The 19,500-nt window shown below is 64.2% G+C and carries 10 protein-coding genes; 4 read left to right on the forward strand and 6 right to left on the reverse strand.

From position 1 onward, the window contains the following. Positions 1 to 47: 47 nt before the first annotated feature. The gene (locus SH412_RS23010) at positions 48 to 1,481 is read right to left on the reverse strand and encodes a DUF1501 domain-containing protein (RefSeq protein WP_336520374.1); all 1,434 of its coding nucleotides are present in this window, start codon (positions 1,479 to 1,481) and stop codon (positions 48 to 50) included. Positions 1,482 to 1,511: 30 nt separating this feature from the next. After that, a complete protein-coding gene (locus tag SH412_RS23015) occupies positions 1,512 to 4,727 on the reverse strand; it encodes a PSD1 and planctomycete cytochrome C domain-containing protein (protein ID WP_336520375.1) in 3,216 nt (1,071 codons plus the stop codon). A 439-nt stretch (positions 4,728 to 5,166) separates the two neighbouring features. On the opposite strand from SH412_RS23015, the gene glgX reads away from it, so the two are divergent. Continuing rightward, positions 5,167 to 7,485, forward strand: a complete 2,319-nt coding sequence (glgX, locus tag SH412_RS23020) for a glycogen debranching protein GlgX (RefSeq protein ID WP_336520376.1) — start codon at positions 5,167 to 5,169, stop codon at positions 7,483 to 7,485. 83 nt (positions 7,486 to 7,568) lie between these two features. Here glgX and SH412_RS23025 read toward each other — a convergent pair whose 3' ends face one another. The 3 genes from SH412_RS23025 to rlmB (SH412_RS23035) all read right to left on the reverse strand — a co-directional run bounded on the left by SH412_RS23025 (position 7,569) and on the right by rlmB (SH412_RS23035) (position 9,491). Beyond that, positions 7,569 to 7,808, reverse strand: coding sequence for a hypothetical protein (locus tag SH412_RS23025; protein ID WP_336520377.1), 240 nt, complete (start codon positions 7,806 to 7,808; stop codon positions 7,569 to 7,571). A 142-nt stretch (positions 7,809 to 7,950) separates the two neighbouring features. Further along, positions 7,951 to 8,688, reverse strand: a complete 738-nt coding sequence (gene rlmB, locus SH412_RS23030) for a 23S rRNA (guanosine(2251)-2'-O)-methyltransferase RlmB (RefSeq protein WP_336520378.1) — start codon at positions 8,686 to 8,688, stop codon at positions 7,951 to 7,953. Further along, the gene (gene rlmB / locus SH412_RS23035) at positions 8,685 to 9,491 is read right to left on the reverse strand and encodes a 23S rRNA (guanosine(2251)-2'-O)-methyltransferase RlmB (RefSeq protein WP_336520379.1); all 807 of its coding nucleotides are present in this window, start codon (positions 9,489 to 9,491) and stop codon (positions 8,685 to 8,687) included. The genes rlmB (SH412_RS23030) and rlmB (SH412_RS23035) overlap by 4 nt, the downstream gene beginning before the upstream one ends. A gap of 225 nt (positions 9,492 to 9,716) precedes the next feature. Between rlmB (SH412_RS23035) and SH412_RS23040 the strand changes: the two genes are divergently transcribed. Further along, positions 9,717 to 10,718 carry an AAA family ATPase gene (locus SH412_RS23040; RefSeq protein ID WP_336520380.1) on the forward strand — a complete coding sequence of 334 codons (1,002 nt, stop codon included), beginning with the start codon at positions 9,717 to 9,719 and terminating at the stop codon, positions 10,716 to 10,718. Positions 10,719 to 10,884: 166 nt separating this feature from the next. Next, positions 10,885 to 13,209, forward strand: coding sequence for a S8 family peptidase (locus SH412_RS23045; RefSeq protein ID WP_336520381.1), 2,325 nt, complete (start codon positions 10,885 to 10,887; stop codon positions 13,207 to 13,209). Positions 13,210 to 13,218: 9 nt separating this feature from the next. On the opposite strand, the gene SH412_RS23050 is transcribed toward SH412_RS23045, so the two are convergent. Next, complete coding sequence (locus tag SH412_RS23050) at positions 13,219 to 14,754, reverse strand: YifB family Mg chelatase-like AAA ATPase (protein ID WP_336520382.1); 1,536 nt, start codon at positions 14,752 to 14,754, stop codon at positions 13,219 to 13,221. 324 nt (positions 14,755 to 15,078) lie between these two features. Here SH412_RS23050 and SH412_RS23055 point away from each other — a divergent pair, with 324 nt between their 5' ends. Then, complete coding sequence (locus SH412_RS23055) at positions 15,079 to 19,440, forward strand: outer membrane protein assembly factor BamB family protein (RefSeq protein ID WP_336520383.1); 4,362 nt, start codon at positions 15,079 to 15,081, stop codon at positions 19,438 to 19,440. Positions 19,441 to 19,500: the final 60 nt, after the last annotated feature.

The following is a 19,500-nucleotide window of genomic DNA, read 5'->3' on the forward strand; positions in this document are numbered from 1 at the left end:
ACTTTCCTGCTCTATTCTCCGCGCCTCCGCGGCCAAATCCCCGGGGATTACGCACGAATGATGTCTTTGACGACGTGGCCGAAGACATCGGTCAGGCGCATGTCGCGACCGCCGAAGCGGACGGTCAGGCGGGTGTGGTCGATGCCGAGCAGGTGCAGGATCGTGGCGTGCAGATCGTGCATCTCCAGCTTGTTCTCGATGGCGTGGTAGCCGTATTCGTCGGTGGCGCCGTAGGTCATGCCGCCGCGGACGCCGCCTCCCGCGAGCCAGACCGAGAAGCCGAACGGGTTGTGATCGCGGCCGTCGGAGCCCTGGGCCATGGGCGTCCGGCCAAATTCGCCGGCGAAGACGACCAGCGTGTCGTCGAGCAGACCGCGTGACTTGAGATCGGCGAGCAGGGCGCCGATCGGCTGGTCGACGGCCCGGCAGTTCCGCTCGTGGCCTTCCTTGAGGCCGCTGTGCTGATCCCAGCGGTCAGTGCCGACGCCGGGGCAGGTGAGTTCGATGAAGCGAACGCCCCGTTCGATCAGCCTTCGGGCGATCAGGCAGTTGCGGCCGTAGATCTGCGTCGGTTCGTACTCGGAAAACAGCCCGTACAATTCCTGGGTGGCCTTCGTTTCCGAATTGATGTCGGTCAGTTCGGGGACGGCGGTCTGCATGCGGAAGGCGAGTTCGTAGTTGGCGATGGCCGATTCCAGCGAGTCCTGGCGGCCTGCCTGCTCGATGACCTGTCGATCGAGGTCCCGCAGCAGGGCGAGTTTGCGCTGCTGGGCGGAGTCGGTCAGTTCGGTGCGATCGAGGTCGGCGACCGGCGTCTTGCCGGGTTTGAAGACGGAGCCCTGGTGGGTTGCGGGGAGAAAGCCGTTGTGGAAGCAGTCGAGACCGCCGGGGGGAATCAGGCCGCCGTTGAGGACGATGAAGCCGGGCAGGTTCCGGCATTCGGTTCCGAGGCCGAAGGAGGCCCAGCTCCCCATGCTGGGCCGGCCCTGGAGGCCGTGTCCGGTGTGGAGAAAGTAGTTGGCGTTGGTGTGTTCGGAGAATTCGGAGGTCATCGAGCGGACGATGCAGAGGTCGTCGGCCTGTTTGGCGATGTGGGGGATCAATGTGCTGAGGGGCAGGCCCGATTCGCCGTGGTTGTGGAATTCCCACGGCGATTTGAGGACGGTTCCCACGTTGTCGAATTGCGTGGGCTGGACCTTCATTTTGATCGGCTGGCCATGCTCTTTGGCGAGCAGGGGCTTGGGATCGAACAGATCCATCGCCGAGGGGCCGCCGTCGATGTAGAGGAAGATCACGCGCGTCGCGAGGGGCGGGAAGTGGGGTTCCCGGGGCAGGAGCGATCCGTCATCGACGGGAGAGGCTCCATAGGCCGCTTGCTGGGCCAGTGAAGCGAGGGCGGTCAGCCCGAACCCGCAGCCGGTCCGGGCGAGGAAGTCGCGACGGCTGGCCGGGTCGGGCTGGTAGCGGCGGCAATGGGACATCAGAGCACTTTCAACCGGTCAGGGACCGGATCATTCAACAAACAAAAACTCTTTGACATTCACCAGCACATGGCACAGGTCGGCCCAGGCTTTGGCCCGGTCGCCGCCGTATTCGCCGGCCTGCTGATCCACGAACGCCAGGCTGCGGGAACGCTCCGCTGCCGTGGGGCTCCGGCCGTAGGCGGCCTCGTAGAGTCGGTCAATGTGTTCGACGTCGGTTCGCGGAACGGCCAGTTCGTGCTGCGCCCAGGCGGTCGTCTGCTGGACGACGAACGGGTTGTTCATCATCGTCAATGCCTGAGCCGGGACGTTTGATGACGATCGTTTGCCCATCGTGGTGAAGGGGGTCGGGAAGTCGAAGGCCAGGAACATCGGCGTGAGAAAATTCCGGCGAACGTTGATGTAGAGGCTGCGTCGACCGTCGCCGTCGAGCGGGCCGGACTGACCCGGTCTTCCGCGGCCTTCCATGAACGGCGTCAGGTGGGGCGCCACGCTGGGGCCTTCCATCCGATCGTCGAGCCGGCCCGAGAGGACCAGCAACGAGTCGCGGATCGCTTCGGCCTCCAGGCGCTGCAGATTCTGGCGATGGAGCAGCACGTTCTGCGGATCGGCTTCCTCGGTCTTCGCGTCCGACGGATGGCTGGTCATGCGATACGCGGCGGAGAGGACAATCTGCCGCTGCAGCCGCTTGAGCGACCAGCCGCCCCGGACCAGGTCCGTCGCGAGCCAGTCGAGCAGTTCGGGGTGCGATGGGGGCTGGCCCATTTTGCCGAAGTCGTCGGGGGTCGGCACCAGTCCGCGGCCGAAGTGATGCAGCCACAGGCGATTGACGATGACCCGAGTCGCCAGCGGGTTGCTGCCGTCGACGAGCTGGCGGGCCAGTTCGAGGCGGCCGCTGCCGGGAGATTCGGTCTTGCGATCGGGACCGACGAAGATTTCCAGGAACCGTCGGGGGACTTCGTCGCCCGGTTTCTTCGGATTGCCGCGGATCAGAACATGTTCGTTGTCCGCGAAACCATCCGTCATCGCGATCGTCGGGGCAGGCAGCGGGATTGCGGCTTCCTGCTCGCGGCGGGTCCTGGCCCATGCTGTCAGCGGCGCACTCTCGGGACCGGCGGTTTCCGGTGCGTCTGAGGCGCAGAGCAGCAGCGCGTTGATTAATTCGATCCGGTCGGCGGCGTCCGGCTCACGGGACAGTGATCCCTGCTCCCAGGCGGTCAGTTCACGGTCGACGAGCCCGTGGAAGTTCTGCTGCCAGGCACCGACGGTATCGATCGACGCATCGTCGATGAGGGCGGAGGTCAGCGAGTTCGGAGCGAGGACCGGAGCCGGCCCGTCGGTTGTCCGGATCTGCTGCAGGATCAGCCAACCATCGTCGAGGTCTTCGGCTTCGATATACGCGGATGCGCCGATCAGCTTGCTGACATCCATCCGGACCCAGACCGGACGGTCGCCAGTCGGAACATTGATGGTCAGACCGCCGTAGAGGGGGTTCTGAATGATGTGGAACCCGTCGACGATCAGGTGGACCTGGCCCGACTTGTGGCGGCGCTGCGGAGCGCCGTCGCCGGGGCGGCGGACCATCAGGTAGTCGATGAATTTGTGGCGGATCGTAAAACTCGGAGAGCGAAGGTCTCCCCGCAGTCGGCCGCTGATCCGTCCGCTGTGCATTTCACCGGGGAGCGCGAGCTGCCGCACCGGCTGCTGCGGATCGGGCTGGAGAATCGGCTCGGCGCCGACAGTCCCGCCCCCCTGGAAGGCGAACCCCGTCGGAAGCCAGCCGCTGACGGGCGGCAAAATTTCGGAGGCTGCGCAGGCGGCTTCCACCGCGTTGCGGCGCTGTTGCAGCGCCTGCCGCACGCTGGCCCGGCGCTGCTGGAACTCGTCGTCGGTCTTTGCCAGGGCCAGAGATACAGGCGCAAAGAGCGGATGCTGCGGGTCTTTGGCGGCGTCCTGCCACTTGCCGGCCAGTTGCGGCCAGCTTTCGAGCAATTTGCGGAGCCGGGCAGTGGACTGTGTCACGAGAGCAGGCGTCAGGACGGCGGAGCCTTCCTGCAGGCGGTCGGCAATGCTCGTGGTCATCTCGGGAGGATTGCGGTCTGCCTGGTTCAGCCGGGAGCTGCGCAGATAGCCTGCCAGCGCGTAATAGTCCCGCGCTGTGATGGGATCGAATTTGTGATCGTGGCAGCGGGCGCAGGCGATCGTCAGGCCGAGAAACGTCTTGCCGAAGACGTCGAGCTGGTTGTCGACGGTGTCGCACTGCTCGGCCCGCAGATCGACGGGCGAATGCTTCGATTGCGGGAACCAGTAGAATGCGGTGGCGGTGATCGACTCGTTCAAGCCGGTTCGCGGCTCTCGCCGGGGCGCCGGTAACAGATCCCCCGCAACGTGCTCAATGACAAACTGGTTGTAGGGGAGGTCGGCGTTCCAGGCCCGGACGACATAGTCGCGGTAGGGGGCGGAATTGGGGATCTCGTAGTCGAATTCGTGTCCGCCGGTTTCTGCGAAGCGGACCAGATCGAGCCAGTGGCGGCCCCAGCGCTCGCCGTATTGGGGCGAGTCGAGCAGGCGGTCGACGAGCAGCTCGTACGCGTCAGGACGCTGATCGGCCAGGAACGATTCCAGCTCTTCGGGCGAAGGGGGCAGGCCGGTCAGTTCGAGCGTCACGCGGCGGAACAGCGCCCTGCGACCAGCTTCGCCGGCTGGCCGAAGTCCGACCGTTTCGAGCTTCGCGAGGACGAACCGGTCGATGGGTCCCCGGCACCAGTCGGACTGATGGACTTCCGGCGGAACGGGATGCTGGATGGGCTGAAACGACCAGTGCTGAGCCCGTTCGGCAATGTTGATGGAGCCCCCGACGGGGTCGGCGACGGCCCGTTCGGCGGGCCAAGGGGCGCCCAGTTCGACCCACTTCGTCAGGTCAGCGATGACTTCGGCGGGGAGCTTTCCCTTGGGAGGCATCTGGTAGCCGTCGGGATCGTAGCCGATCGCCTCGACGAACGGGCTTTCGACGCTTTTGCCCGGAACGATCGCCGCCCCGGAGTCTCCCCCGCGCAGGAGTCCGGCCCGGCTGTCGAGCCGCAATCCGCCCTTTTGCTGATCCGGTCCGTGGCACTTCTGGCAATGTTCGACGAGGACAGGTCGAACCCGCTTCTCGAAGAATTCGAGCTGTTCGGGCGAAGGGGTCTCTTCCGCCGCGACAGGCAGAGATCCCAGAACGATGAAAACCCAAAACCAACGGAGCATGCCAATTCCTCAGGGGCAACACATCAACGATCGTTGACGGTTCCTTTGAGTTTACTCCCCTCCCACCCCGGCGCGAACTGCAAAGGTGGATTCGGTCACTGTGCGCCGCATGGCGCGGCGTCGATCAATCCAGTGAATGCCTGCGGACGACGTTGAACGCGTCTTGCAGGGATTTCGCTTCGAGACTGACTGGTTGCCTTTGCGACTGCCGCACAGACTGGAATGTCTCTACAACCGGATTCGAGCGATCTGCAACACAAGGGATTGCTCGTTCAAGATTCACGAGTCGGCCTACCCTTCTGTCCGGGTTTCGGGATAATGTCGGCTGTGCGTCAGGGGGTGACGGACGGTCGATCGCGATTTCAGGCGGGCTCATCGAGTCATGCCCGGGGGTCGCCGTTGGCCGAGGGGACTGTTCCGGGGCGCAAAGGAGTCGGGAATGCAGGTCTGGCCGGGGAAACCCTCGCCGCTGGGGGCGACGTGGGACGGACGGGGCGTGAACTTTGCCCTGTTTTCGGAACACGCGAGCGCCGTTGAACTGTGTCTGTTCGATTCGCCGACGGCGCAGCGCGAGTCGGCCCGCATCCGCTTGACTGAGCAAACCGATTTCGTCTTCCACGGCTACGTCCCGGGACTGAAGCCGGGCCAGCTCTACGGTTACCGGGTTCACGGTCCGTACAATCCGAAACAGGGCCAGCGCTTCAATCCCACCAAGGTCCTGCTGGATCCGTACGCCAAGGCCATCGGTCGGGACCTGACCTGGTGCGATGAGGATTTCGGGTACAAGATCGGCGACCCCGCGGCGGATCTGAGCCGGGACGAGCGGGATAATGCTTCGAAGGCCGCACTGGCGACCGTGATCGATCCGGCGTTTCACTGGGGAAACGATTGCCCGCCGCGCACGCCCTGGCACGAGACGCTGATCTACGAGATGCACGTCAAAGGCTACAGCCAGCGGAGCCCCTGGGTGCCGCGCGAGCTGCGCGGCACTTACGCGGGTCTGGCCTGCGAGGGGTCGCTCCGGCATCTGCGCTCGCTCGGAGTGACCGCGGTCGAGCTGCTGCCGGTTCATCATCACGCGGACGAGCGGTTTCTCGCCGATCAGGGGCTGGTCAATTTTTGGGGCTACAACACGCTCGGCTTTCTGGCGCCGGACGTCCGCTTTTCGTCGCGCGGGGCAGGGCAGAGCTCGGTCAACGAGTTCAAGCGGATGGTGCGGACGCTCCACCGCAACGGGCTCGAAGTGATCCTGGACGTGGTCTACAACCACACCGCCGAGGGCAATCACCTGGGGCCGACGCTGTCGCTGAAGGGGATCGACAATCAGTCGTACTACCGGCTGGTGCACGGCAACCAGCGGTACTACATGGACTACACGGGCTGCGGCAACACGCTGAACATGCTCTCTCCGCGCGTGCTGCAGCTCATCATGGACAGCCTGCGGTACTGGGTGCTGGAGATGCACGTCGACGGCTTCCGCTTCGACCTGGCCAGTGCACTCGCCCGCGAACTGCACGCCGTCGACAAGCTGGGCGCCTTCTTTGACATCATCCACCAGGACCCGGTTCTTTCGCAGGTGAAGCTGATCGCCGAGCCGTGGGACCTCGGGGAAGGGGGCTATCAGGTCGGCAATTTTCCCGTGCTGTGGACCGAGTGGAACGGCAAGTACCGCGACTGCGTCCGCCGGTTCTGGAAGGGAGACGGCCACACCGCCAACGAGTTCGCCACGCGGTTGTGCGGATCGAGCGATCTGTACGAGCACAATGGCCGACGTCCCTATGCCAGCATCAACTTTGTGACGTGTCACGACGGCTTCGTGCTGGAAGATCTGGTCAGCTACAACCAGAAGCACAACGAGGCCAACCGGCAGAATAACCAGGACGGCGACGGCCACAACAATAGCTGGAACTGCGGCACCGAAGGCCCGGCGTCCGATCCGAAGATCCGCGAACTCCGCGAACGGCAGAAGCGGAATTTCATTGCGACGCTGCTGTTTTCGCAGGGCGTGGCGATGCTCCGCAGCGGGGACGAGTTCAGCCAGTCACAGCTCGGCAATAACAACGCCTACTGCCAGGACAACGAAATCACCTGGATCAACTGGCGGCTGGACGAACAGCAGCAGGCGTTTCTGCAGTTCGTCAGGAAGGCGATCCGGTTGTGGAAGAGCCAGCCGGTCCTCCGGCGACGGAAGTTTTTCCAGGGCCGGGCGATTCGCGGCGTCAACGTGCGGGACGTGGTCTGGATGACGCCCCAGGGTCTGGAGATGACCGACGACGACTGGAGCAAGCACTACGTGCGTTGCCTGGGAATGCGTCTCGAAGGCCGGATGGCGGACGAGATCGACGGCCGCGGCGCGCCGATCGTCGGAGATACGTTGCTGCTGCTGTTCAACTCGCACCACGAAAAGATTCCGTTCAAGCTGCCGGGACACGAGGCGGACCAGTACTGGGAGCCGCTGCTGGATACCGCCGACTCTCATCTGTCCCGCCGGATGACGGCCGGGGACGGCTACCCGCTGCAGGGCCGGTCAATGGCCGTGCTGCGACTGCAGTCGGCATGGACGCGCAAGGCCCGCGACCTGTGGGACCGCCTGCGCGGCAAGTCGCCGATCCCCATTCAGCCCGCCTACCAGCCGATTCCACCGACGCCACTGCCCGTCGAGCCGGAAACGGAGCCGGAAACGGACGAGGAGGAATTGGAGACGCCGGAAGTGGAAGAGCCGGAAACGGTGAAAGAGCCGTTGAGGGTTGAGAGTTGAGAGTTTGTCAGTGGTCCGTCGTCAGTGGTCCGTTGCGATCCAGGTCGCACGTCCCTGAGTCCGCGAAGGGCGTGGGTTCGATTTCAGTGCTCGGCTGACGGCTCGCGTTGTGGCTTTCGTTCGGCTTCGATCCGCTGCCACTTGAGACGGGAAGCCAGATATTTTCTAGACGATTCGGTCAGGCGCGTGGTGACTGCACCGCACTCCGTGCAGGCAATGGATTCAACGGCGAATTGCGCAAGGAAGATCTCGTTGGCCTTGAACCACTGCTGGCTCAGCAGCAAATGATTCGATAATGAGAGTCTGCCGGTCAGAGAGCACAAACGCGTTCCGCAGTGCAAGAGATCAACTGCAGGCCAATTGTCTCCATCGAAATTGGGACAAAGACCACACCCTTCGCGGACTCAGGGACGTGCCACCCGGCGCAAAGCTCCAAATCCCAAACACCAAATCACCAAAAACCAATTACAACGCCCCACTCAACTGCGACAACAGAATGCCCGTCGCCACGGAGACGTTCAGCGACCCGACCGCTCCTTCGCCCGGGATCTTGCAGACTTCGTCGCAGAGGTCGAGCGTCAGCCGGCGGAGGCCCTGCTCTTCGTTCCCGACCACCAGCAGCCACGGGCGGCCCCGATCGACCGCGGAGACCGATTGCGTCGCGTGTTCCGAGGAACCGAGCACCCACAGCCCGGCGTCTTTGGCGAGTTTCAGCGCCTGGCTGAGATTGGTCGGCTGCGCGAAGGGGACGTGTTCCATGCCCCCCGAGGCGACATCGTAGACCGTGCCAGTCAGTGGGGCCGAGCGATCTTTGGTGACCAGGATGCCGCGGATGCCGAAAAAAGCCGCCGTCCGGAAGATGGCCCCCACGTTGTGCGGGTCCTGCAGGCAGTCGAGGGCCAGCCAGAGGCCGGGCGTGCCGTCGCCGGAGGGTTTGAAGAAGACGTCCAGATTCGTTTCGCGGCATTCGACGACGTTGGCGCTGGCGGCGCTCAGGCGGGCCGATTTGTCGTCGCGCGAGCGTGCTTTCGGGGCCTCGGCGAGCTCGGTCCGGACGGGAATCTGCCGGGCGCGGGCGGCTTCGACCACTTCGGCCCAGCCGGAAGAGGGCTTGCCGGGGGGGACGCGGACTTCGAGGACGTCGTGCGGACGCATTTCGAGGGCGGCGAGGACGCTGTGGGGATTGTGCAGGGAGAGAGTCATGACTGCGGATCTTTCGCCGCCAGGGCGCGTTGCCGCTGGACTTCGTAGAAGAGGATGCCCGCCGAGACGGCGGCGTTGAGCGAGCCGACGCGGCCGGCTACGGGAATCTGCAGCGCACCCGCACAGCGGGCGAGCAGTTCGGGGTCGACGCCCCGGCCTTCATTGCCGATGACGATGGCGGTGCCGCCGCGAAGATCGGCCTCCCAGGCGGGGCGGGGAGATTTTTCGGACGCGGCCCAGCAGGCGATGCCGCGCTGAGTGAGCTGGTCGAGCGCCTCCCTCAGGCTGTCGACCCGGACGATGGGGACATGATTGACCGCCCCGGCGGAGCTGCGGGCGACCTGGCTGTTGACGCCGGATTGTCCGTCGTGGCCCAGGATCAGGCCGTCGCAGCCGAGGACTTCGGCGGAGCGGAGAATCGCCCCCAGGTTGAACGGGTCCTGAATGTGGTCCAGCACGACCAGTCGCGGAGCGGCGGGAAGCAACGGCCAGAGGTCGGCCAGTGCGAGGTACGGGAACTCGCTCATGCGGGCGGCGAAGCCCTGGTGATCGCCGACGCGGCAGGTTTTCTGAAGCTGGTCGTCGGAGACGACTTGCAGCGGGATGTCGAGGCGTTCGGCGGTCCGGCGGGTTTCGCGGGCGGCATCGGGCTCGGCCCGCTCCGAGAGCAGCAGTTCGAGGACGGGCCAGCGCGCAGCGCGAAGGGTTTCGAGGACGACGTTGCGTCCCCAGATCCAGCAGCGGTTGTGATTGGTGAGGACCGGCTTCCCCGCCCGGCGGCCCCCCCGCGACTGATGCACCATGACTGCTTTTGCTTCGCCCGATCGCGGTTGAGAGAGTCTTTTCAGAGGTCGAACGGGGCATTGTCGCGAGTTTGGGGGCGGAGGGGTAGGGCGGAGGCCCGGTGATGGTGAATCAAGGGCAACGTTGGCAAGATGGCGACTGAAAATGCCGAAAACATGTGATAGCCTGTATCGGTGGCCCGGTGCCATACGCAGGCCTGTGCCCGGATCTTGCGGAAATCGGATATGGCGACTGCCGAACAAGTTAAGGCGCTTCTCAAGAGCTACAGCAGCGGCAATGGGGAACATTTTGCCTCGGTGGCGCTGCAGATTGCCGCCGATGCTGCCCGCGCAGGGCGCGGAAATATTGCTCAGGAGCTCCGCGACCTCGTCGACGATATTAAACGCAAGCAGTCCGCCGGGAAGATCGGCGGGGCAGTGCCGATCGCGCGGCCGAGTGGCGAACTGGCAGCTCTTCTGGCAGCCTCGTATCCGCAAACCCGACTGTCAGAGATGGTTCTCAGCCAGACGACGCACGAAGCACTGCAGCGAGTTCTGCGCGAGTATCGCAGCCAGACCAGACTCCGCGAACACGGCCTGTCCGCACGACGAAAACTGTTGCTGGTTGGCCCGCCCGGATGTGGAAAGACGATGTCCGCCGCGGCACTAGCGGGGGAGTTGAAGCTGCCATTGTTCTCGGTCCAGTTTCACGGACTGATCACGAAGTTCATGGGCGAAACCGCGGCGAAGCTTCACTTGATTTTTCAGTCGATGACGCAGACTCGCGGCGTATATTTCTTCGATGAGTTCGACGCAATTGGCGCTAATCGGGGCTCCCGTAACGATGTGGGCGAAATTCGCCGCGTCCTGAACTCGTTTCTGCAGTTCCTGGAACAGGACGACTCCGACAGCCTGATCGTGGCGGCGACGAACTTTGAAGCGATGCTGGACGAAGCCCTGTTTCGCCGGTTCGACGACGTGATTCAGTATGCTCGCCCCGACGCAGAGCAGATTGTCCTGCTCATTCGCAATCGCCTGCACAGCTTTCTCGGCGCGCGGATGGAATGGGGCAAGATCAAAACCGCCGCCGAGGATTTCAGCCACGCTGAAGTCGCCCGTGCATGCGACGACGCGGCGAAGGACTGCATCCTGCAGGATAAGGAGCGAGTCACGACGGCGATGTTGCTCAAGACCCTCAGAGAACGCCGTTTGGGCGGCGCTCGCCCCGTCGAGATCATTGGCCCGTAGCAAGTAGTGAGGACCGATGGCTGAATTGCCGCATTTACTTCCAGCCGGCACTGGTCGGACCGAGCGTTACACTTCTACGAGAAGGGGAAGTGACAGCTTTACTCATCCGGTTCGAGAACGGGCGTCTCATGGGGCTGCGTTGCTACTGCAAATCCAAGAGGCCGAGTTGGAAGTCGCGAGTCGCGCTGCTGCACTGCCAGCCGGAACGACACCTGCCGGAGTCGTTCTGGAATTTGAAAGCGATCCGGGGTTTGAGCTGCGGCTGCAGAGTCTGGAAAGCCGCGGGAACGACATCGAACTTCTGAGCGTGACGATCGACGCAAACAACGTTACACGAGCCGCGGTCTTCGTCCCTGACGGCAAGATGGGAGTTCTGTTCGGCAAATTGCGGGACTACGCTGACACCACAAAGCACACGAAGAAGGGCCGCCCCTGTAATCAAAAGCTTGCGGAAAGCATCAGTCACATCGGTATCGCAGTTCTTCGTACGCTTTGGACCGATTCAAAGACGTTTCCTGCCGCTCGCGATGCTGCGTGCTGGTGGGAAATCTGGCTACGCATACTACCGGTCTCCGAGGATGTAGTCCCTGACTTTTGCTCACGTGCGAGACTTGTGGGCGTCATGATCTCTGAACGAGTGCTAAAGTTTCCCGACAGGCGGGTCGTGCTTGCTCACGGTTCGGTCGATCAACTGCTCGCTATCGAGAATCTCTTCGACCTGATTGCCGAGTTGCGATCGGCGAGTATTCCAAACAATGAATTCCTCGCACTGCCTCCAAGAGTCCAGGCTGAGTTTGTCGACGAGGCTCTTGCTCGCATTGAACCGCCGCCGCTCGATGCTCCTGCAGTTTGCCACCTGGATACAGGAGTCAATCGTACCCATCCGTTGTTGTCGCTTGCTCTCGCCGAAGAGCACCATCTTGCGGCTGACCCAAGTTGGTCACCGGCGGACCGTCATCCCGACCAGCATGGCACCGGGATGGCTGGCTTGGCGCTCTACGGATGCCTGTCTGAGCTGTTTAACGACACAAAGCCCATACGGCTGATGCATCGGCTGGAATCGGTGAAGCTCCTGTCGGTCGATCGCAACAACCATCCCGACCTCTACGGAGAGATCACATCGCAGGCCGTATCACGAATTGAAATCAACGCATGGCAACGCCATCGCCGAGTCTTTGCGCTAACGATCACTGCCGATGAGCAAAGGGAGGGAATTCCCACGTCTTGGTCGGCCGCAATTGACCAGATATGCGCCGGCGGAGAGAAGGGGGACCAACCACGACGACTGATTCTCGCTGCCGCTGGTAACACGTTGAAGGAAGGACGACGCGACTACCCGGATCACAACATACTGCAGGGAATTGAAGATCCTGCTCAGGCTTGGAACGCTATCACCGTCGGTGCATACACGGAGAAGACGACAATCCAGTCACTCGACTACAGGGATTGGCATCCACTGGCAGACCGTGGCCAGCTCAGCCCGGCAAGTCGGACGTCGCAAATCTGGGACCAGAAGCGTTGGCCGGTCAAACCAGATATCGTTATGGAAGGAGGCAACAGTGCGATTGACCCGTCGGGAACGACGGTTGCGGACATAGACGACCTGTTGCTGCTCACCACGCGACAGAGTGCCGAAGGCGCACTTCTGGCGACCACTGGCGAGACCAGTGCCGCAACCGCATTAGCGGCTCGGTATGCTGCGATCATTTGGGCTCATTATCCAAGCCTGTGGCCCGAATCCGTCCGTGGATTGCTGATCCACTCTGCCCGCTGGACGCCTGTGATGCTGCAGGAGTTTCCAGACGGTTTCAGGGAAGTGAGACTGAGGGCCTACGGCTACGGCGTGCCGGACCTGGAAACCGCTTTGAGGAGTGCCGGAAACTCGGCAACACAGATTATTGAAGACTGCCTGCAACCGTTCGACAAAGGCGGCCGCGAATTCCGGACCAAGGACATGCGACTCCATCGTTTGCCTTGGCCGAGCGCTGTCCTCGAACAACTTGGGGATACTCAAGTCCGAATGCGAATCACTCTGTCCTATTTCATTGAACCGAGCCCTGGGCAACGTGGATGGAACGATACGTACCGATATCGTTCCCACGGTCTCAGGTTCGACGTGAAGCGTCCGCTCGATACCGACGATGAATTCCTGCAAAAAGTTACGAAATCAGCTTGGAGCGAGGGCCAAGACCGAGTTAACCGAGGGAAAGATGATCGCAATTGGACGCTGAAGGAGAATCTTCAGAAGAAAGGCTCAATCCATTCCGATGTATGGACAGGCACAGCGGCCGAACTGGCGTCTGCTGGGGTCATTGCGGTCTTCCCGGTGACCGGTTGGTGGAAAGAGCGTCCCCACCTCAATCGCTGGGATCGAACCGCTCGCTATTCGCTGATTGTCACGCTCGAAACTGACCGAACTGACGTCGATCTCTACACGCCGATCAAGAACCAGATCGACCTGCAAATTGAGACAACCATCAACACCGACTGAGCCCTCCACCTACTGCCAATACGTCCGATCCAGCGCCCGGTAATTGATCGCCTCGGTCAGATGCGTCGCCGTGATTCGATCGTTGTTGTCCAGGTCCGCGATCGTCCGGCTGATCCGCAGGATCTTGTCGTGGGCGCGGGCGGAGAGCCCCATCTCTTCCATCGCCACTTTCAGCAGCCCCTCCGCGTCGGCGTCGAGCTTGCAGAATTTGCGGATCTGCGACGGGTTCATCTTGCCGTTGAGGCGCGACGATCGGGGACCGAAGCGGTCGTGCTGGCGGGCCTGCGCGCCGATGACCTGCTCCCGCATCTGCACGCTGGTCGTGCCGACGGCGGTGTCGGAGAGCTCGCGAAATGGGACCGGGGGGACTTCGATGTGGATGTCCAGCCGGTCCAGCAGCGGGCCACTGATGCGGGCCATGTAACGCTCGATCTGCATCGGCGTGCAATGGCACTGCCGACGGGGATCGCCGCGATAGCCGCAGGGACAGGGATTCATCGCCGCCACGAGCATCACGTTCGCCGGGAAGGTCAGGCTCCCCAGGGCGCGAGAAATCGTCACGGTGCCGTCTTCGAGGGGCTGGCGGAGGACTTCCAGCGTCCGCCGGTTGAACTCGGGCAGTTCGTCGAGAAACAACACGCCGTGATGGGCCAGGCTGATTTCGCCCGGCGACGGAATGCTGCCTCCCCCCACCAGACCGGCTTCGCTGATCGTGTGATGCGGCGAGCGGAAGGGGCGTTGGAGCATCAGCGGCTGAGCGGGGTCGAGCCGGCCGCAGGCGCTCCAGATGCGAGTCGTCTGCAGGCTTTCTTCCGGGGCGAGGTCGGGGAGGATCGAGCCCAGACGCTGGGCGAGAAGCGTCTTGCCGGTCCCCGGGCTGCCGATCATCAGGAGGTGATGTGAGCCGGCCGCGGCGACGGTGACCGCGCGCTTGGCCATTTCCTGGCCTTTGACGTCGGCGTAGTCGATCGCGTAGCGGCCGAACTCGCGGACGGCGTCGTCCCACGAGAAGGGTTGCGGCGGAATCTCAAGCTGCCCGCTGAAGAAGCCGACCGCCTCCGTCAGGCTGCCGACGGGGATGACGTCGATCCCTTCGACAACGGCGGCTTCGCGGGCGTTCATCACCGGAACGACCAGGCCCTTGCGACCATGATCGCGGGCCGAGATCGCATGCGACAGCGCACCACGGGCGGGACGCAAGTTGCCGTCGAGGGCCAGTTCACCGACCACGCCGTATTGCTGCAGGCGATCCGAACTGAGCTGGCCGCTGGCGATCAGGATCCCCAGCGCGATGGGGAGATCGAACGATGCGGCTTCCTTGGGAAGATCGGCGGGCGAGAGGTTGATCACGATCCGGTCGATCGGTCGTACGTAACCGCTGTTGACCAGTGCCCGTTCGATGCGGTGGGTGCTTTCGCGGACCGCCGCCTCGGCGAGGCCGACGAGAATGGTCTTCGGCATCGCCGCGGGGGAGATGTCGACCTCGACTTCGACCGGGGCGGCCTCGATGCCGAGGAGTGAATAGGTGGCGAGTTTCGCGAGCATGGGCGTCACTGCGTTTGCGTTCACATTTTGTGCAATTGTGGAATGAGACCGAGGAGAACGCAAGGGGGGAATGGCGGCGAAACCGTGTTGCCGACCGGAAACCGGCATAGACTTTGCCGTTGCAGAGGACTCGTCGGACGACGCACAATACGTGTGGCTCCACCTGAGAGAACGCGAGGGTGGTCGGGGCCGGAACGAACGGAAGCCTGGGTGCCGATTTGTCCGGGGCTTCGCGAAGACGCTCCAGCCCCGGCCACCCGAGTCCGTTGCGGGACGGTTTCGCTGACCTCAGGCCTCGGAATCCTGGTTGCTTAGAACGGTGGCATGGCGATGATCGCGAAGCTTCAGCGAGCAGCGGTCGCCGTCGTGCTGGTGGCCGGTCTTTCGCTGGAAGTCGTAGGCCAGTCGGCGAGCACCGGTCGGGCGCTGCGGAGTGCGCCGCCCCGCGCGGCAGCGGACAATCAGGCGGTCCTTCGCGAACAACTGGCGGCCAGCAACGCGATCGACGCGTTTCCGCTGCTGGAGCGGATCCTCCGCGACACCGACGACCTGTCCGGTCCGCTGCAGACCGAGGCCGAGCGGTCGATTGCCGCCCTCCCCCTCGAACTGCACGAGCGTCTGGAGCAGCAGATGGCTCCCCGCGCACAGGATGACCTGACCGCGGCGCTGACGGGAGGCGAAGAACCGCAGTTGGCTCTGGCCCTGCGGCAATACGGCTGGACGCGGGCCGGGGCCGCCGGCTGGCTGGCGGCCGGCCTGAGAGCCCGCGACACGGCCCGGTGGCAGACGGCGGAGGCCGCAGGTCGGCGGGTGCTGGCACATCGTGCGGCCACGCCCACTCAACGCGCGTCGGCGCTGCTGTTGACGGTGGAATCTCTGCTGCAGAGCGGAAAAATCGCTTCGGCCACCAGAATCTGGGACGATTCGAAAGCGTCGCTGGGGAACGTGCCCGTCAGGCAGGCAGGTCGGGCGAGACCGCTGGCGGACCTTATCACCGAACAATTTCGGCCGGCCGGCGAACTCGTTTCCGAATCCACCTCCACCAGCGAAGAAACGTTGCCGGTCCTCGTGGCGCGCTGGCAGCGGGATCTGCGGCCGTCGGCTCCGGTCAGCGAGGGGCTGTCGCTGCTGGCGAAGCCGTTCCGCGCGCACGGGGCGATTTCGTTTCCGGTTCAGCAACCGGTCGTTGCGGGAAATGCCGTCCTGCTGCGGACGATCGACCAGCTCATCGCCTGCGACCTGACGACCGGGGAAAAGCTGTGGCGGGCGGCGCTCCCCGAGTTCTCCCGCCTGCAGGACCACCCGGCACTGCTCGAAAACTCAATGTATCGCACGGCGATTCTGGATTCCTTCTGGCGACGCGAGCAGGTCGACTCCGTCTTCGCGTCGCTGACGACGGATGGCGAGCGGGTGTTCGTCGTTGAGGAGTCCTCGGACCAAGCGCGTCAAATGTTGCCGCAGCGGCCGAGTCCCCCCGAGCGCGACGATGAACCGCCGCCACCGATCTCGAATCACCTGGCGGCCTACGACGTGTCGACGGGGGATCTCGCGTGGCGGATCGGCGGGGAATCGGTCAGTCCTTCCTATCCGCTGGGGGGTGTCTATTTTCTGGGACCGCCGACCGCGGTCGATGAAGCGCTGTTTGGCGTCGGCCAGCGCTCGGGCGAGCTGGGGGTGTATGCTATCGATCGCCGGCGCGGCGAACTGTTATGGTGGGTCACGCTGGGGCAGGTCGAACGCCCCCTCTCGGGGGATCTGCTCCGCCGGGGAACCGCGTGTCCCGTCGTGTGGGAGCAGGGGCTGCTGATCTGCCCGACGACGGCGGGAGTCGTCGCCGCAGTGGATGCGACCACGCGCCAGCTTCGCTGGCTGACGCGCTATCCGGATCGTCAGCGGGAGATCGTCCTGCCGCAGCCCGGCGCCATCCGCCCGCGATCTCGTCCGGAGTCGTGGTGGGACGCCTGGCGCACGGCGAGCGTGTGGCCGGTTGGTGATCGCATTCTAAATACGTCGCCGGAAAGCAACGAGTGGTTGCTGATCAACGTCGCCGACGGCTCGGTCGTGCAGAGAGGACTGCGCAATGGGGCGATTGCGGTTGTCGGAATCGTCGGGCAGACGCTGGTCCTGGCGGAGTCCTCGGCGATTCGCGGAGTCGACCTGACGAGTGGTGAAGTGCGCTGGCGGGCGGTCACGGGCGATCTCGCGGGGCAGGGAGTCATCCACGGCGACGTGCTGGTGCAGCCGCTCGCCGAGGGGACTCTGGCGACGATTCAGATCGAAGACGGCCGAGTCGACTGGTTGCGGGGGGGCGATCCGCTGCCGATGGGGCGGTTGACGCGAACGAGCCGGGGCTGGCTGCTGGCCGGTCCGGGCGGATTGTGTGCGCTGGCCAGTCGATCCGAGGCCGCTGGCGTAATTGAGTCCCTGCCGACATCGGCCGGCGGCCCGGCCCGTGAAGTGCGGCTGGCCCGGTTGGAGCTCCAGCGGGGTCGCCCGCATGCGACTTGGGAGCGGTTGATCGGGTCGATGAATGACACCCGGCGGGAGGCGCTGCTGACGACGGGACTGGCGTGGCTCGAACGCGATGCGTCGATCTGGAAGACGGTGCAGTCCCGCCTGCTGGAGCTGGCACTGTCGGCGGACGAACGATTCACCGTCCGGCTGTCGCTGCTGGATGCCGCAGTCCGAGCGGGTGAGCCCGAAGCCGCGTTGACCTTTGCCCTGGATGCACTGGAAGAACGGCCGGAGGGAACATGCCGGATCGATTCCTCACCGATGCGCGTGGTCCGTCGCGACCGCCTGTTGCAGGGGCGGATTGATCAGTTGCTGCGAGCCGCCGAACCCTCTGCGCGGTCAGTTCTTGATCAAAGGCTGGAGGAGCGGCTGGGAGAAGTCCTGGCCAAGAAAGATCCGTTCGGTGTGCAGGGCTGGCTGGACTGGCTTGGTCCACTCCCCTGGGCGCGGGAACGAACGCTCGAACATCAGGAGGCGGCGTTCCTGGGGCGATCGCTGCTGGAGACCGAATTGCGTCTGCTGGATCTGTCGGGCGGCTCGCGTTCGCGGTTGCACGTCGACGGTCGGGTGAGACTGGCGGAGCTTCTGCGGGACGCGGGGTTTCCGCGCGATGGGCACGCCATCCTGGCCGACCTGTCGAACCGGCAGCCCGGCGCGCGCTCCGCGAACGGGGCCAGCGTCGCCGGATTGTGGCGCGGACTGCAGGACCGGCCGGAGTGGACGGGTTCTTTCCAGCCGGCCACGGATGTCTGGCCGGTGCGGAAGCCGTGGTCGGAAGCCCACCAGCGGCGGAACGAAAACGTCTATCAGTTCGGGGCGGAGGTGCGGGCTGAACCGGGGAGCCTGATCGATCGGCTGGATGTGTCGATCGACCGGCAGGGGCGGTGGGTGCAGTTTGCCGGAGATGGACAGTCCGGGCCCTGGCGGGCCGATCTGCCGTCATCCTCTTCGCCGTTTCGGTATGTCTATTTCCGCCATGCCACCTGGGGCTGGGGACGGCTGGCGATTGTTCGCGTCGGGTCGGAGTTGTTTGCAGTCACGCCGTTCAACGCCCGCGGTGAGCCGCAGGCGCAGGTGCTGTGGACGATCGACACTGCGGCGACAATTCAGCCGATGTCGGACCAGGTCGACGTCGTGCCGCTGCGGGATCGTACGGGAGTGCGATCGGAAGAATTGACGATGTTCGATCCGTTCGGACGCGAGATTGCCGCCGTGGGGCCGGTCCGGCCGCGGTATTTGTGCTATCGCGAACAGTCCGTCCTGCGGGCGATCGAGACGTCGACAGGGGCGGTCCTCTGGGAGCGTTTCGATCTTCCGGACGGCACGATCACGTTTGGCGACGACGATGCGGTCGCCGTCTGGCAACCAACCTCGGGCCGGCTGGAGCTGCTGAGCGCGATCGACGGGCGAACTCTGGAAGTCCGGAACTGGGCGGTGTCGCCCGACGACCTCCTGCAGATCGAAGACCTGCGGGCGTGGGTCATCGAGCGCGGCCCGCAGACGGTCATCCGGCTGGTGGACGTCGCCACGAACAAAACGCTGTGGCGACAGGTCTGGTTCGGCGACGCGACGCCATTTCTGCTGGACCGTCAGACCATCGGCCTGCTCGATCCCCGCGGCGTGCTGGCGGTCTTTTCGGCCGAGACCGGGGGGCTGCTCGGCGAGCCGCTGACGGTCGACTGCCCGGCGGCCATCGATCGGATCGCCGTGGCTGCAGACGCCGACCGGTGGTACGTGACGTGGACGCCCCGGCTGGAGAATCTGTGGCTGCTGTTGAAGGGGCAGCCCCGGAGCAGTTTCCGGATGCCGTTCGTCGACGGCACGCTGCTGGCGATCGACCGCTCGCGCGTGCAGATCGACTGGCGTCGAACGCTGCATCAGGAGCCGTTCCCCATCGATCAGTTCCGCAACGCGCCGGTGCTGTGGCAGATCTGGAAACTGCCGGCTTCGGGTTCGGGAGGCAATCAGCTCGGAGACGGGCTGGTCCGCCTGATCGACAAGCGAACTGGCGAAATCGCGTACGAAGCGCGGTCGGCGAACATGCAGCCGTATTTGAATCTGCAGGCCGATCCGGAGACGCAACTGCTCGACCTGCAGTTGTCGAATGAAACGGTCCGGCTGCACTACCGCGGCGAGCCCCCTCCGCCGGAAGAGGCCGAAAAGGAACCTTGATTTCCGCCGGGACCGGACAAGGATTCTGGCAGGGCCTCGACATTGCCCCGCAGGAACCGC

Origin of the sequence: Planctellipticum variicoloris (assembly GCF_030622045.1) — a bacterium.
GTDB classification, from domain to species: Bacteria; Planctomycetota; Planctomycetia; order Planctomycetales; family Planctomycetaceae; genus Planctellipticum; species Planctellipticum variicoloris.

Bases quoted from the DNA above. Each gene is read 5' to 3' on its own strand.
- rlmB (WP_336520379.1), bottom strand. From the start codon at position 9,491: ATGGTGCATCAGTCGCGGGGGGGCCGCCGGGCGGGGAAGCCGGTCCTC.
- SH412_RS23055 (WP_336520383.1), top strand. From the start codon at position 15,079: ATGGCGATGATCGCGAAGCTTCAGCGAGCAGCGGTCGCCGTCGTGCTG.
- glgX (WP_336520376.1), top strand. From the start codon at position 5,167: ATGCAGGTCTGGCCGGGGAAACCCTCGCCGCTGGGGGCGACGTGGGAC.
- SH412_RS23040 (WP_336520380.1), top strand. From the start codon at position 9,717: ATGGCGACTGCCGAACAAGTTAAGGCGCTTCTCAAGAGCTACAGCAGC.
- SH412_RS23010 (WP_336520374.1), bottom strand. From the start codon at position 1,481: ATGTCCCATTGCCGCCGCTACCAGCCCGACCCGGCCAGCCGTCGCGAC.
- SH412_RS23050 (WP_336520382.1), bottom strand. From the start codon at position 14,754: ATGCTCGCGAAACTCGCCACCTATTCACTCCTCGGCATCGAGGCCGCC.
- SH412_RS23015 (WP_336520375.1), bottom strand. From the start codon at position 4,727: ATGCTCCGTTGGTTTTGGGTTTTCATCGTTCTGGGATCTCTGCCTGTC.
- rlmB (WP_336520378.1), bottom strand. From the start codon at position 8,688: ATGACTCTCTCCCTGCACAATCCCCACAGCGTCCTCGCCGCCCTCGAA.